15 protein-coding genes are annotated in these 13,155 nt (G+C 70.5%); 5 read left to right on the top strand and 10 right to left on the bottom strand.

Going from position 1 to position 13,155, the window contains the following annotated elements:
* Positions 1–25: 25 nt before the first annotated feature.
* From ACIBVP_RS29315 to ACIBVP_RS29295, 5 genes are all read right to left on the bottom strand, one after another.
* Positions 26–832: a RecB family exonuclease gene (locus ACIBVP_RS29315; RefSeq protein WP_396109673.1), complete on the bottom strand. Its 807-nt coding sequence runs from the start codon at positions 830–832 to the stop codon at positions 26–28.
* A gap of 68 nt (positions 833–900) precedes the next feature.
* Complete coding sequence (locus ACIBVP_RS29310) at positions 901–1,536, bottom strand: MarC family protein (protein WP_396109566.1); 636 nt, start codon at positions 1,534–1,536, stop codon at positions 901–903.
* 77 nt (positions 1,537–1,613) lie between these two features.
* Entirely contained in the window at positions 1,614–2,474 is an 861-nt protein-coding gene (locus ACIBVP_RS29305) for a PHP domain-containing protein (protein ID WP_396109565.1), read from the bottom strand.
* Between the two features lie 15 nt (positions 2,475–2,489).
* Entirely contained in the window at positions 2,490–3,050 is a 561-nt protein-coding gene (locus tag ACIBVP_RS29300; RefSeq protein ID WP_396109564.1) for a PH domain-containing protein, read from the bottom strand.
* 18 nt (positions 3,051–3,068) lie between these two features.
* The gene (locus ACIBVP_RS29295; protein WP_396109563.1) at positions 3,069–3,233 is read right to left on the bottom strand and encodes a hypothetical protein; all 165 of its coding nucleotides are present in this window, start codon (positions 3,231–3,233) and stop codon (positions 3,069–3,071) included.
* A 158-nt stretch (positions 3,234–3,391) separates the two neighbouring features.
* On the opposite strand from ACIBVP_RS29295, the gene ACIBVP_RS29290 reads away from it, so the two are divergent.
* The gene (locus ACIBVP_RS29290; RefSeq protein ID WP_396109562.1) at positions 3,392–3,817 is read left to right on the top strand and encodes an NUDIX hydrolase; all 426 of its coding nucleotides are present in this window, start codon (positions 3,392–3,394) and stop codon (positions 3,815–3,817) included.
* Between the two features lie 6 nt (positions 3,818–3,823).
* Here ACIBVP_RS29290 and ACIBVP_RS29285 read toward each other — a convergent pair whose 3' ends face one another.
* Both ACIBVP_RS29285 and ACIBVP_RS29280 read right to left on the bottom strand, forming a co-directional pair.
* The gene (locus ACIBVP_RS29285; RefSeq protein WP_396109561.1) at positions 3,824–4,906 is read right to left on the bottom strand and encodes a DUF2332 domain-containing protein; all 1,083 of its coding nucleotides are present in this window, start codon (positions 4,904–4,906) and stop codon (positions 3,824–3,826) included.
* Positions 4,907–4,911: 5 nt separating this feature from the next.
* Positions 4,912–5,436: a MaoC family dehydratase gene (locus tag ACIBVP_RS29280; RefSeq protein WP_396109560.1), complete on the bottom strand. Its 525-nt coding sequence runs from the start codon at positions 5,434–5,436 to the stop codon at positions 4,912–4,914.
* A gap of 253 nt (positions 5,437–5,689) precedes the next feature.
* Here ACIBVP_RS29280 and ACIBVP_RS29275 point away from each other — a divergent pair, with 253 nt between their 5' ends.
* A complete protein-coding gene (locus ACIBVP_RS29275) occupies positions 5,690–6,766 on the top strand; it encodes a magnesium and cobalt transport protein CorA (RefSeq protein WP_396109559.1) in 1,077 nt (358 codons plus the stop codon).
* Between the two features lie 57 nt (positions 6,767–6,823).
* Positions 6,824–6,949, top strand: coding sequence for a hypothetical protein (locus ACIBVP_RS29270; protein WP_396109558.1), 126 nt, complete (start codon positions 6,824–6,826; stop codon positions 6,947–6,949).
* 160 nt (positions 6,950–7,109) lie between these two features.
* Here ACIBVP_RS29270 and ACIBVP_RS29265 read toward each other — a convergent pair whose 3' ends face one another.
* The 3 genes from ACIBVP_RS29265 to eccB form a co-directional block, all read right to left on the bottom strand.
* The gene (locus ACIBVP_RS29265; protein WP_396109557.1) at positions 7,110–8,147 is read right to left on the bottom strand and encodes a WXG100 family type VII secretion target; all 1,038 of its coding nucleotides are present in this window, start codon (positions 8,145–8,147) and stop codon (positions 7,110–7,112) included.
* Between the two features lie 106 nt (positions 8,148–8,253).
* Entirely contained in the window at positions 8,254–8,565 is a 312-nt protein-coding gene (locus ACIBVP_RS29260) for a hypothetical protein (protein ID WP_396109556.1), read from the bottom strand.
* A 106-nt stretch (positions 8,566–8,671) separates the two neighbouring features.
* On the bottom strand, positions 8,672–10,300 hold the full coding sequence (gene eccB / locus ACIBVP_RS29255; protein WP_396109555.1) for a type VII secretion protein EccB: 1,629 nt from the start codon (positions 10,298–10,300) through the stop codon (positions 8,672–8,674).
* 669 nt (positions 10,301–10,969) lie between these two features.
* Here eccB and eccE point away from each other — a divergent pair.
* Both eccE and ACIBVP_RS29245 read left to right on the top strand, forming a co-directional pair.
* On the top strand, positions 10,970–12,241 hold the full coding sequence (eccE, locus tag ACIBVP_RS29250) for a type VII secretion protein EccE (protein WP_396109554.1): 1,272 nt from the start codon (positions 10,970–10,972) through the stop codon (positions 12,239–12,241).
* Positions 12,238–12,966, top strand: coding sequence for a hypothetical protein (locus ACIBVP_RS29245; RefSeq protein ID WP_396109553.1), 729 nt, complete (start codon positions 12,238–12,240; stop codon positions 12,964–12,966). The genes eccE and ACIBVP_RS29245 overlap by 4 nt, the downstream gene beginning before the upstream one ends.
* The last annotated feature ends 189 nt before the right edge of the window (positions 12,967–13,155 follow it).

The following is a 13,155-nucleotide window of genomic DNA, read 5'->3' as shown; positions in this document are numbered from 1 at the left end:
CTCCACACGTCCGGGCGACTGTAGCTCACGGGACCAGCATCGCCCAGGGTTCGGCCGCGGGGCCCGCCGCCTGCCCCTCCGGACAGCTGCGGCGGAAGTCGCACCAGGAGCACTGGCGGCCGACCTGTGCCGGGAACAGCACGTCCGCGTCGCCGCCCGCGTTGAGGGTGTCGGTGGCGAGGTGGAACTCCTCGGCCGCCTCCTCCGCACGTGTGCGGTGCCGGGCGAGCGACTCCTCCGTGTGCTCCCAGGCGGCGACCGTGCCGGACGGCAGGTGGTGCAGTTCCACCCGCGTGCACGGCTTGCGCAGGGTGCGCCGCGCGGCCAGCACGTACAGCGCGAGCGCCTGCGAGGAACGCGCGTCGTCCGTGGTCAGCGCCGAGCGCCCGGTCTTGTAGTCGACGATGACGACCTCACCGTCCCGCACGTCGATCCGGTCCACCCGCCCCTCGGCGACGATCGTGCCGACGGGCGCGGACACCCACCGCTCCAGCCCGACCGGCTCGATCGACACGTCGATCTCCGCCACGTAGTCGGCGACCCAGCCGGCCGCGCGCGTTCGGTACTCGGCGGCCTGCGTCGGCCCGGCGAACCCCTCGTCGCTCCAGTGCTGACCGACGAGCGCCGCGGCGGCCTCGGGCGTCCGCCTGGCGACGGGCAGGTCGAAGAAGGCGCGCAAAGCGTTGTGCACCACCGCACCCAGCGTGCTGTGCGCCCACGCGCCACCCCGCGGGGGCGTCGGCCGGTCGAGGTAGGCCATGCGGAAGCGGCGCGGGCAGTCCACCCACGTGGCGAGCCGGGACGGGGTGACCTTGATGAGCCTGCGCGGCATGGCGTCGAACCCGAGTTGCACGGGTGCCACGGTAGAGGACACCACCGACAGAACCGTGCGGGGAGTGACTACGCGCCGCTCACGAACCCCTGCACGGAGTCGGCGATGAGCTGCACCGCGATGGCGGCCAGGAGCAGACCGGCGATCTTGGCCAGCAGCGTGATCCCGCTGTCCTTGACGACACGAATCAGCGCACCGGAGAACCGCAGGCACAGCCACAGGATCAGGTGCACGGCGACGATGGCGAGCGCCAGCGCGAGGTACGACCCGGCCTCCCCCTCGGCGTGCCGCACGAAGACGATGGTCGCGGCGATGGCACCTGGTCCGGCGAGCAGTGGCGTGCCGAGGGGGACGAGCGCGACGTTGACGTCGTCGACCTCCTTGGGCTGCGTGGTGTCCCGCCCGGTCAGCAGGTCGAGCGCGATGAGCAGGAGCAGCAGCCCGCCGGCGCCCTGGATGGCGGGAATCCCGATGCCGAGGTAGGAGAGGATCGCCTCCCCGCCGACGGCGAACAGGCTGATCACGCCGAGCGAGACGAGCACCGCCTGCCGCGCCGCCCGCACCCGCGCCTGCCGTGCCTTCCGCCCGACGAGACTGAGGAAGACGGGGACGGTGCCGGGCGGATCCATGATCACGACAAGGGTGATCGTCGCCTCGGCGAACAGACGGGCATCGAACAGCACCGGGTCAGCCTGCCATGCCACAGCGCACATCCACGCACCGCGACCGGTCGGCATTGACCCAGGTCACGCCAACCCGGCGCACCACGCCCGTGGACGACTCACCCGGAAACGACCGGCACCCCGGTCGCACGACGGGCGATCTCCGCCAGCATCTCCGGCCGGGTGGTCTCCTGCCCGAGCCGGATCACCTTGTTGGTCCCGTGGTAGTCGCTCGACCCGGTGGTGATCAACCCCAGCTCGTCGGCGAGCACCCGCAAACGCTTGCGGGCATCGTCGTCGTGATCGGGGTGGTCGACCTCGACACCGCTCAACCCGACCCCCGCCAGCTCCTTGACCACCTCGCCGGTGACCGTCGGCCCGCGGTGGACGGCGAAGGCGTGCGCGAGCACCGTCACGCCACCGGCCCGCTCGATCATCTCGATCGACTCCTCGATCGGCGTCCGCGAGCTCGGCAGGTAGTACCGCCCCCGGTCGTTGAGGAACCGCGCGAACGCCTCGTCCACCGACGACACGACGCCCGCCCTCATCAACGCCATCGCCAGGTGCGGCCGGCCGGCGGTGGCCGTCTCCGGGACCGACTCGAGCAACGACGCGGCGGAAATGGGGAACCCGTCCGTCGCCATCAGGTCGGCGATCCTGGCGAGGCGCTCACGCCGCTCGGCGCGTGCCCGCGCGTACTCGCGGACCACGACCTCCGACTCCGGGTCGAAGAGGTACGCCAGCAGGTGCACGGTGCAGTGACCGCCGCGCCCGTCCGGCGACACGCACGACAGCTCGGTGCCCCGGACGAGACGAAGGCCGGGCGGGAGGGCGGAAACCGCCTCGTCCCACCCGGCCGTCGTGTCGTGGTCCGTGATGGCCAGCGCGGTCAACCCGGCAGCGGCCGCGTTCGCGACGAGCTGGGCCGGGGTGTCGGTGCCGTCGGACGCTGTCGAGTGGGTGTGCAGATCGATCGTCACACCCCTATTGAACGCTCAGCCCACCATCGGCTTGCGCCTGGCCAGGCGCTGGGCCTTGATCATCGAGAACCGGGCCTTCTGCGCTTCCTTGTCACCGAAGACCAGCTCGGAGATCGCGTCGTAGACCTGCTCCGCCTTCGGCAGGTACTCCAGGCGGTTCAGCGCCTGGATCTGACCGGCCGACTCGACGATCATCGTCCCGTAGCCGAGGATGCGGCCCATGAGCGGCCGTTCGTAGGTGAGGTCGGTGACCTTGCCGATCGGCATCATCAGCACCTTCGTGGTGATGATGCCGGTCGTCATCATCATGCGCTTGTCGGTCACCACGATCCGCTCGACCCACCAGGAGATCACCTTGTAGGCGAAGCGGAGCACCACGAACAGCGCCGCGTACCACAGGATGTTCTGGACGAGCCACATCGACGGCGGTAGCAGGTAGGACACCATCACCGCGACCGCGAGCAGCGCGACCGTCTCGAAGATGTCCCAGGCGAGGCATGCCCAGTGCAGGCGCACCCGGATGACCCGACGTTCAGAGTCAAGCAGGTACTCGTCTGAATCCCGTGGGGCGAACATGGTTCGACGGTACTCGGATCAGGTCTGGAACACCGAGCGCACGAACGTGATCACCGCTTCGGCGGCATCCTTCAGCGTGTTCAGGATGGACGTCACGAGTGCTGCCGACTGGACGGGTTGGGTGACGAGGAAGAACACCAACAACGCCGCGCCAGACAGAATCAGGACCTTTTTGGCTTTCACCGGGTGTTACTCCGTGTCCTTGGGGTGGGTTGCTGATCTTGCGTTATTGGAAACCGTTGTAAAGAGTTTTACAGCACGGTGCGGCCGAACGGGAGGGTAGTACTGCTCTTGGGGCAAGGGTCAGGTAACTCGCTGTCCAACGGCTACGCTCGGTGTTCATGAACGCCTCCGACGGTCCGATGATCCGGTGTGTCGGTGCGGTCGTGCACGACACGGACGGGCGGTTGCTGCTGGTCCAGCGGGCCAACGACCCAGGCCGAGGGCAGTGGTCGCTGCCCGGTGGCCGCGTGGAGCCCGGGGAGAACGACGCGTCCGCCGTCGCCCGCGAAATCCACGAGGAGACCGGTCTGCGGGTGCGGGCCGGCACCCTGGTCGGGAGCGTATCGCGACCCGCTCCAGGCGGCGTCTACGTGATCTTCGATTACGCCGCCGAGGTCGTCGGCGGGCGGCTTCGCGCAGGTGACGACGCCTCCGACGTGGCGTGGGTGGACCTGGTCACATTCACCGACCTCGAACGGCGGGGCCTGCTGGTCGACCAGCTCGCGGCCACGTTGACCGCGTGGCAGGTGCTGCCCCGCCGGTAGCGCGCCCTAGGTCAGCCAGTACATCCGCTCGCCGTGCCAGGACGTCTGGGCCAGCGGAGTCGTCCGTTCCTCCCCGGCCACCCAGCCGGTGCACGCGAGGATCGCCTGGCCGGTGTCCAGCTCGGGACGATCGGAGATCAGCCCGGCGGAGTACGCCTCCAGGCTCACCCAGTACGCCGGTCGAGCCGCGGCCAACTCAGCGACCGCGGACCGGAACGCGGTCACCCGTTCGGCCGAGTGCGGTCGCAGTGCGTCGCTGGTCAGTACGACCACAGGGAGCTCCAGCGGGATCCGCCCCGCCGCGGCGGCGAGATCGGTCACCATGTCGCCGGTGACCATCGTCGGCGGCTTTTTCCTGCGTGCCGTCGCCGCCGCGCCCAGCTGACGCAGCCGGTCCGGCTGGTCCGGCCACACGCAGGCCTCGAGCCACGCGTACTCGTCCTCGTCGTCCAGGTCCACCGGATCGGCGTCGAGCCCGATCCGCGCCGACACCAGCAGGCGCTTGGGGATCGTCGGGCCCTTCTGCCCCGGATCGGACTTCAGCGCACAGTGCAACCCCAGGGCCGCGCGGCCGGGGCCCGCCACGATCTGGCCGGACTGCTCCGACTGGTACCGGTACGAGTACAGGTCCATGCCCAGCAGCAGGCCGGCGCACGCGCTCACCTCGAGCAGCCCGACGGGTCCACCACCCGCCTGGCGCGCCGCGTACGCGACGGCCGGGTAGAACAGGGCGGCCCGGCCGACCTCGTTGCCGCGCGGCACCCGGCTCGCGACCAGCACCCGGATCCGGTCCGCCCGGTCCAGCACGAACGTCCGGAACATCGGCCACAGGCTCGCGTCCGGCCCGTACGCGCCGCCGAGCGCCGGGTAGTAGTTCGTCAGCTCGTGGAACGGTTCGGCCTGCAGCACCCGCTGGACCGCGGCGAGCAACAGCGCCGGATCCGGTGACGTCGCGTCCGTCAGCAGGCCCGCGACGTCGTCGTCATCGGCCGCGTGCGCGGCCAGATGGCTGTACAACGGCGAGACTTCCGAGGCTTCGTCGGCGAAACGCCGCAACCGATCCTGTACAGCCTCCAGCGCGGCGCTCATGGCCCCTAGTTTGCCGCAGGCTCCGGCCGGCCGGGCTGTTCGCCACCCCGTGCCTCACCGTAGGAGCGCTTCGGGACCATCACCTTGCGCCGGAAGACGCAGACCACGGTGCCGTCCTGCTTGTAGCCGCGGGTCTCGACGTGGACCACGCCACGGTCGTCCTTCGACTTCGACGGCGTCTTGTCCAGCACCTCGGTCTCGCCGTAGATGGTGTCGCCGTGGAAGGTCGGCTTCACGTGCCGCAGCGACTCGATCTCCAGGTTCGCTATCGCCTTGCCGGAGACGTCGGGCACGGACATGCCGAGCAGCAGCGAGTAGATGTAGTTGCCCACCACCACGTTCTTGCCGAAGTCGGTGGTGTTCTCGGCGTAGTTCGCGTCCATGTGGAGCGGGTGGTGGTTCATCGTGAGGAGGCAGAACAGGTGGTCGTCGTACTCGGTCACGGTCTTGCCGGGCCAGTGCTTGTAGACCGCACCGACCTCGAACTCCTCGTAGTACCGACCGAACTGCACGGCGAACCTCCTTGTCATGACCGGACGCAGGCAGTCTGACAGGTGGAGTACCCTCGACAACTGGTGTGTGAGTGAGCCCGCACCGCTTGACCTGAGGAGGTGAGGACGCGTGAGCGACCCGCATAACCATTCCGGCGTGCCAAGTCGCAGTAGTACCCGCGTCCTCGCTGGAAGGGCCACCCGCTAAGGCAGCAGGTCTCCCGCTGGATCCGGCCGGACGCTCCGGCGCCTTCGTGGCGCGTGCCGTCCTGTCTGCCAGCTGGAGGTCACCATGCCCGCCATTCCCTCGCTCGGCAACCTGCGGGGCCGGAACAACCGGCGCCCGCAGCACCCCGTGCCGCCCGAGGAGCAGGCACACGTCGTCGACTGCGGTGTGTACGTCGACGGTGAGCGCCTCCCCGGCACGTGGTCGCCGGTCGACGCGATCACCGAGGTCCGCCGCAGGCGCGACGGGTTCGTGTGGATCGGGCTGTACGAACCCGGCCAGGAGCAGTTGCAGGGCATCGCCGAGGTGTTCGGGCTGCACGAGCTGGCCGTGGAGGACGCGGTCACCGCACACCAGCGGCCGAAGCTGGACCGGTACGAAGAAACGCTGTTCATGGTGCTCAAGACCGTCCGGTACATCGAGCACGAGTCGCCGACCACCGCGAACGAGATCGTCGAGACCGGCGAGATCATGGCGTTCCTCGGCAGGCAGTTCATCGTGACCGTGCGGCACGGCAAGCATTCCGGGCTGCAGCAGCTGCGTGAGGAGCTGGAGGCGGCGCCGGACCGCCTGCGGATCGGGCCCGCCGCGGTGCTGCACGGCATCGCCGACCGGATCGTCGACTCCTACCTCGCGGTGAGCGAGGCGTTCGAGAACGACATCGACGTGATCGAGGCGAGCGTGTTCGCGCCCCGCAGCCCGATCGGCGCCGAGCAGATGTACCTGATGAAGCGGGAGATCCTCGAGCTGCGCCGCGCCGTGATGCCGCTGGCGGTGCCGCTGCGGCGGCTCGCGGAGGGCTACACGCCGCTGGTGCCCGAGCAGGTCAGGTCCTACTTCCGCGACGTCGACGACCACCTCACGACCGTGTCCGAGCGCGTCGCGAGCTTCGACGAGCTGCTGACCACGCTGGTCGACGCGACACTCGCGAAGATCTCGCTGCAGCAGAACACGGACATGCGCAAGATCACCGCGTGGGCGGCGATCATCGCCGTGCCGACCATGGGCGTCGGCGTGTACGGCATGAACTTCGACTACATGCCCGAGCTGCACTGGCGGTTCGGCTACCCGCTCGTCATGTGCGTGATCGTGGCGGCCTGCTTCGTGCTCTACCGCATCTTCCGGAAGAACCGATGGCTGTAGCTGGGTAGCACCCAGCCGTCCAGCTCACCCGTCCATGTGTGCCGAGGGAGGTTCCCCATGTCGAAGATGCTCACCAACCCACGTTTCTGGATGCTGACGTTCGTCCTGACCTGGCTCGTCGTCATCACAGTCCTGATCGCCATGGGCCCCGTCATGTCCCCGGACACCGCAGGCGCCCGCTAAAAAAACCCACCCCGCGAGTCGCGCTCCCACGCATACCGAGTTGTCGGTTTCGTGCACACGAAGATCTGCACGAAACCGACACCGTGTGGGTGGTTGCCGCCCACCCCCACAACCCCCCCCCCCCCACAACTCGATGTGTTCGAGAGCGCGACTCGCGGGGTCAGTCGTCGTCGGCGCCGATTACCGGGGTGCTGGTTTTCGCTGGTTTGCCGAAGATGTCCTGGGGGTTGCCGACCACGCGGCTGCGGGACTTGTGGTCGCTGTCGCCGCCCTGGCCTTGGGCGCCCATCGGCATCATCGGCATCATGGGCATGCCCATGCCGGTGCGGCCGGTGTTCTTCGGGGCCTCGGTCGCCGCCGCCGCGGCGGCCGCCGGGGCGTCGCTCCTCGGGATCTGTTCGCCCGCCACTGTGCTGCCCGGCGAGAGCGGGTTCGCCGACGAGGCGCCGCCACCCGCACCGACGCCCCCGCCGAAGCCACCACCGCCGCCGCCCGCGCCTGCCTTGTCCGTACCGGTGTCCGGCGGCTCGGCCGGAGGCGGCGCGGTCGGCGACTTCGGCGGAACGGGCATCGACCAGTTGTCCTCCGGGAACGTGTGCGCCATCGCCACGCCCTGGAACGCGTCGGAACCGTCGACGCCCTCGCAGAGCTGCACGAAACCCTCGAGGATCTGCCGCACCGCCTCGAAGAGCTCCTTCGTGGGCCTGCGCATCAGGTCCAGGTACTCACGGGTCCGGTCGTCGCCCTGCACCGGCAGCGCCATGGCCTCCGACGCGGTCTCCGCCGTCTCCGACATCACCGTCGCCAGCTGGACGACGATCTCGCGGATGCCGTCGGCGGTCTTGTCGAGCACGTCGGCCATCGCGATCATGGCGTCCGCCAGGTCGTTGCCCGCCAGGCCGACCTTCTGCATGTACGCGATGAACGACTGCGCGGCCGCGCCGTCCCACGCGGCGTCCAGCCCACCCAACGGCTTGGCCAGCGCCTCCGTCACCTGCTCGGTGCCCTCGCCGACGACCCGCCAGCGCTCGGCCTCCGCGTGCAGGTCGCTCCATCGGCCGACGACCGGCGCGAAGTACTCCTCCACCGGGTCGGCGATGCCGAGGTGCCGCGCCAGCCTCGACAGGTAGTCGAGCTGCGTGGCGATCTGGTTCTCGACGTCCCTGCCGTCCGGTGCGGCGACGACCTCGTAGCTCACGACGCCCCCTCGCAGGCTCCGTGTCGCCGCTCGCGGTCGCCCTGCGTCTTGTGGTTCGCTCCGCGAGCTCCGCTCAGCGTCCTATGGTTCGCTCCGCAAGCTCCGCTCACCGCTCCTCCCGCCGGATCGTCACGCCGCCCTCGTCGTCGGAGTCGACGTACCCGGCGGTGACCTTGTCCAGCCCGTCGGACGCCGAGGAGAGCGCCTCGACGGCCTTCGCGAGCTGCTCACGCAGGAGCTGCGCGGCCTTCCCGTAGGCCTGGGTGGTCTTGACGGTCCGGCCGAGCCGCCCGAACGACTCCTCGTCGAGCGGCTCGATCGCCATCGTCTTGACACCCTCGGCGAGTGCGTCCGCGCTGTTGCCCGCGAGTTGCGCGTACCCGCCGACCCACGCGGCGTCGAACTTGATCCCCGTCACAAGTCCACCCCTTCGTCAGGTCTCCGACGATAGGTGACCCGCCGTCGTTCCCATGGGTGCTTGTGCAACGAGGTCACCATCGGGTACGAGGACTTTGCGAAGGGAATCAGCCGCCGCCCTGCGCCTCCTCGGTTCGTGGCGGGTACTGCCCCGGACCGAACGGTGTCGAGTCGTAGCTCTGTTCCACGTCCTTGACACTCAACGACGCGCCGTCCGGCAACAGCTGGATTATGTTGCGTGGCGCGGGTTTCTGGTTGTCGAGCCCCAGCCCCGCCGCGGTTTTCGAGTCGGGCACGCCGTACTTCACGCCCCGGTCGGAGATCAGCGTGATCTGCCCGCTGCCGAAGTCCGCGGGGGAGGTGGCCTGCCGCACCACCGCGCCGCGGCCCGGTGGCATGTAGAAGTGGTCGATCCGCACGCCGTCCGCGTTCGGGCTGGAGATCGCGACGGTCTTCGGCTTGCCCTTGGAGTCCAGCTTGATGCCCGGCAGCTGCTTGCCGACGTGCACGGCGGTGAACTCCTCGGCGTTCGCGCCCTCACCGGAGTAGCTCCACGCGAGGCAGGCGACGGGGAAGTTCTCCGGGTCGAGCACCTCGGTGTCCCGCTCGGGGAAGGTCGTGTCGTCGATCTCGTCCGGCTGCGGCACGCCCGCGATCCGGTCCGGGTTGACCGCGGTGATGCGGGCGTTGCCCAGGTTCCGGTAGTAGCGGATGAGGTTCGCGGTGGACCGTTTGACCTCCTCGATGCCGTCCTTGAGCACCACGTAGGTCCTGGTCACGTCCCCGGCGCGCTCGACCTCGAACACCGAGCCGACCTTGCGCAGCTCCGGGTCGCCGAGGTCGACGTTGGAGTCGGTGTCGCGGCCCCTGATGGTGGGGCTCGCCAGCCGCGCCTTCTCCGGGATCGCGTTGAGCATGCCGGTGGTGATCACCCGCGGCTCGATGCCGGTCAGTTCGAGTGCCTCGCGCACCCGCGCGTCCTCGATGTCGATCTCGGCGCGGACGGCGCTGGTGTTGGGCAGGTTCGCGGTCCCCGGTGTGCGGTAGACGAGGTAGGTCTTCTCGTTCGGCGCGCGCACCAGCAGCGACTCGTTCTGCTTCAGCATCGGCCCGAGCTCGTCGACCCCGGCGATCACCGTGGTCTCGACCTTGTTCTCCTTCGCCGGGTCGGGGAGGGTGCGGTCGAGCATGTACTGGTCGCACACCGTCCACCTGGATTCGATGCGCTGGTCCGCGCTCGGCAGCAGGTCCGGCCCGTCCGCGATGCCCGTCTTGCGGCCCTTCGGGATGTCGCGAAGCTCGTTGTCGTCGACCACGGTCGGCGCGACCACCTGCGGCGTCGGGCCACCGCTCTGCTGCCCCGCCGCCTGTGCGTCACCGCCCTCGGAGCCCTTGTCCTTCTGCGCCATGAGCAGCAGCCGCGCCGACGCCATGTTGAACACCGGGATCAGCTTCTTGTCCGGCTTGGCGATCAGCACGTAGACCTGGCCGGACGGCTTGCCGATGACGATGCCGTCCTCGTCCGGCGCCTTCGGTTTCGGCGACAGGATCCCCCAGATGAGGAAGCCCAGCAGGCCGAGTGCGGCGAGGCACACACCCACGACGGTCGCACGGCTGTGCGTCCGCATCGGGTCGTGCAACATCACCGCGTCCTTGCGGACCAGCGCCGACTGCATCCTGCGCAGCACGAACCGATACGCCTGAACCTGTGACTTGGTAGTCGGTGTAGATGGCATTTCCGCCTCTGCAGCTCCCCGATCGCGGTACGGTTCCGCAGGATAGCCCTACCGGCGTCGGTTGCACGGCGGTTCCAGACCTTCGGCAGAATCGGGTCCGGCCGGGGCACACAGGTGACGAGGGGAAAGATCGAGCGGATGTCGGTGAGCACTCCTCCACGGCGCGGGAACGGCGGCACGCCTCCTCCGGCCCAGCCGCCGAGACCTGCGGGGTCCGGGGCCCCCGCCGGTCGACACGGAGGACAGGGGGCCCCCGCACGTCCCACGGGTCCCGGCGCGCCCGCGGCGCCCGGTCGCCCGACGCCTCCCCCGGGCATGCCCGCGCGGCCTGCCGGTCCCGGTGCCCCCGGTAGGCCTGCCGGTCCCGGCGCGCCCGGCGCGCCGAGCCGTCCCAGCGCTCCGCCGCCCGGGCCCGCCGGTCCCCCTCCTGGTGGTCCCGGTGGTCCTGGTGGTCGCGGCGGTCCGGGTGGACCCGGCCGACCCGGACCCGGCGGACCCGGTGGACCCGGTGGACCTGGCGGACCGGGTGGTCCCGGCGGCCCTGGTGGTCCTGGCGGTGGCGGCGGTTCCGGGCCTGGTGGTTCCGGTCCCGGTGGCCCAGGTGGTCCCGGCGGTGGCAACGGTGGTGGGGCCGGGGCACGTCCGCCCGCGGGTCCGGCGCGGCCCCCGATGTCCGCGCGGCGGCGCACGCGCGGCGCGAGCCTCGGCGCGCTGCCCGTCACCAACCTGGTCGTGCTCGAGATGGCGGTCGCGATCGGGCTGGTGCTGCTCGCGATCGACATCGACCTCGTCTACGTCGCCATCGGCATCGCGGTCGTCGGCCTGCTGGTCGCCGCCATCCGGTGGCGGGGCCGCTGGTTCACGCAGTGGATCGGGCTGACCGCGCGCTACGCGTTCCGCTCGCACGCGCGGCTGTCCAAGCCGACCAAGCCCGTCAGCATCGAGGGCATCGCGGACTCCGACGTCACCCCGGTGACCGGCCCGGACGACCCGCGGGTCGCGCTGCTGCGGCTCGCCGTGCCCGACCTGGTCGTCGCGCACGGCACCGACCACGAGCGCAGGCCGCTGGGCCTCGCGTGGCACGACGGCACGTGGACCGCGGTCCTGCTCGTCGACCCGGCCCCCGGCCTGGTCACACAGCTCGGCGGCGCGCCGAACCTGCCGCTGGGCGCGCTCGCGCCGTGCCTCGAGGACCGCGGTGTGGTGCTCGACGCCATCCAGGTCATCTGGCACTGCTACCCCGGCAGCGCCGCGCTGCCGTCGAACTCCCCCGCTCTGGCGTCCTACATGGAGCTGCTCGGTCCGCTGCCCGCGGCCGCGCGCCGCACCACGTGGGTCGCGGTGCGGCTCGACCCCCGGCGCTGCCCGGCTGCGGTCCGCGAGCGTGGCGGCGGCGTGCTCGGCGCGCACCGCGCGCTGATCGGTGCGCTGTCCCGCGTGCGCAACGCGCTCGAGTCCCGGGGCGTGCCGACGCGTCCGCTCGACCCGGACGAGCTGCTCAAGGCCGGTATCTCGTCCGCTGAGCTGACCGGGGCGCTGCACGTGCCGCCGCAGAACCCGAACGCACCGCAGCAACCGCCGCAGACGCCGAGGGCCCGCCTCACCGAGCGCTGGACCGGCGTCACCGTCGCAGGCATCGGCCACGCGAGCTACGCGATCACGGGCTGGTCCCGCGGCAAGCCCGCCACCAGCCTCAACGCGTTGACCGGCGTGCGTGCGCTGTCGTCGACGGTGGCGGTGTCGATCGCGCCGGGCGCCGAGGACAACCAGGTCGGAGTGCGCGGGCTGGTGCGCGTCAGCGCCCGCACCCCGGGTGAGCTGGAGTACGCCGACGAGCGGCTCTCCGCGATCTCCGACCGGCTCGGCATCACCCTGACCCCGCTGCGCGGGCTGCAGGTGGCCGGGCTCGCCGCGACGCTGCCGATGGGAGGCCGGGCATGAGTGAGTCGTCGAGGCTCCTCGACATCCAGACCGGCAACGGGCTGACGCAGGAGTTCCTGATGTCGCCCACCATGCTCGACGCGATCAGCCCGACCGGTGACCGGGGCGGCATGATGCTCGGCGCGTCGCTGCAGGGCGAGCCGATGACGATCTCCGCGCTGCGGCCGGCGCCGACGAGGCTCGTGCTGGTGGGCGGGCTGTACCTGGCGCGGCAGGTCGCGTTGCGCGCGATGGCCGTCGGCGCGTGGGTGGTGGTCGCGACCGGGCGGCCCGCGTCGTGGCAGGTGCTGCAGAAGGCCGCGGGCACCGGCCCGGACGGGCGGCCCGCACCGCTCGTGCAGATCCGCCGCCTGTCCCCCGTCGAGCTGCCCCGCCCGTCGGAGGACGGCCCGCTGCTCGTGGTGCACGACGGTGGCCCGACGCCGCAGGAGCTGTTCCCGCCGAGGGCGGCGTGGCAGACCACGGTGTACGTGCTGCCGTACATGCACCCGCAGGCCGGGGCGACCGCGAACGCGGCCGACCTGGTGCTGCTGCAACGGCTGCCGGTCGGCCAGGCCCAGCTCGCGGCCCGCGTGTGGCGGCTGCCGCCCCCGATGGTGCACGAGCTGACCACCCTCGGCGACGACGAGGTGGTCGCGCTCGGCCACATGCTGTGGAAGCGCATGCGGCTGATCACCAACACGAAGGAACAGCAGATCCTGGGCCCGGTCCGGCGCGGCGACTGAGCCCGGGACGCGGCACCCGGGGCAACTTCCGGGACCGTTCGGCCGAACCTGTTCCCAGGATCCGGTCAACTGTTCACAAGTACCTACTTGCGTTTCTTGTTCGAGTGATCATTCCCGGCGAATGTTGACCTTGAACACGCGCGTGGACCTCATCGAGGGCTGAGGACGCGCGTGCCCTGCAACAAGGAG

This window comes from Actinophytocola sp. NPDC049390, from assembly GCF_044466355.1.
In the GTDB taxonomy this organism is placed as follows: Bacteria; Actinomycetota; Actinomycetes; order Mycobacteriales; family Pseudonocardiaceae; genus Actinophytocola.
The sequence above is the reverse complement of the archived record's forward strand: the minus strand, read 5'-3'. Positions and strand labels throughout refer to the sequence as shown.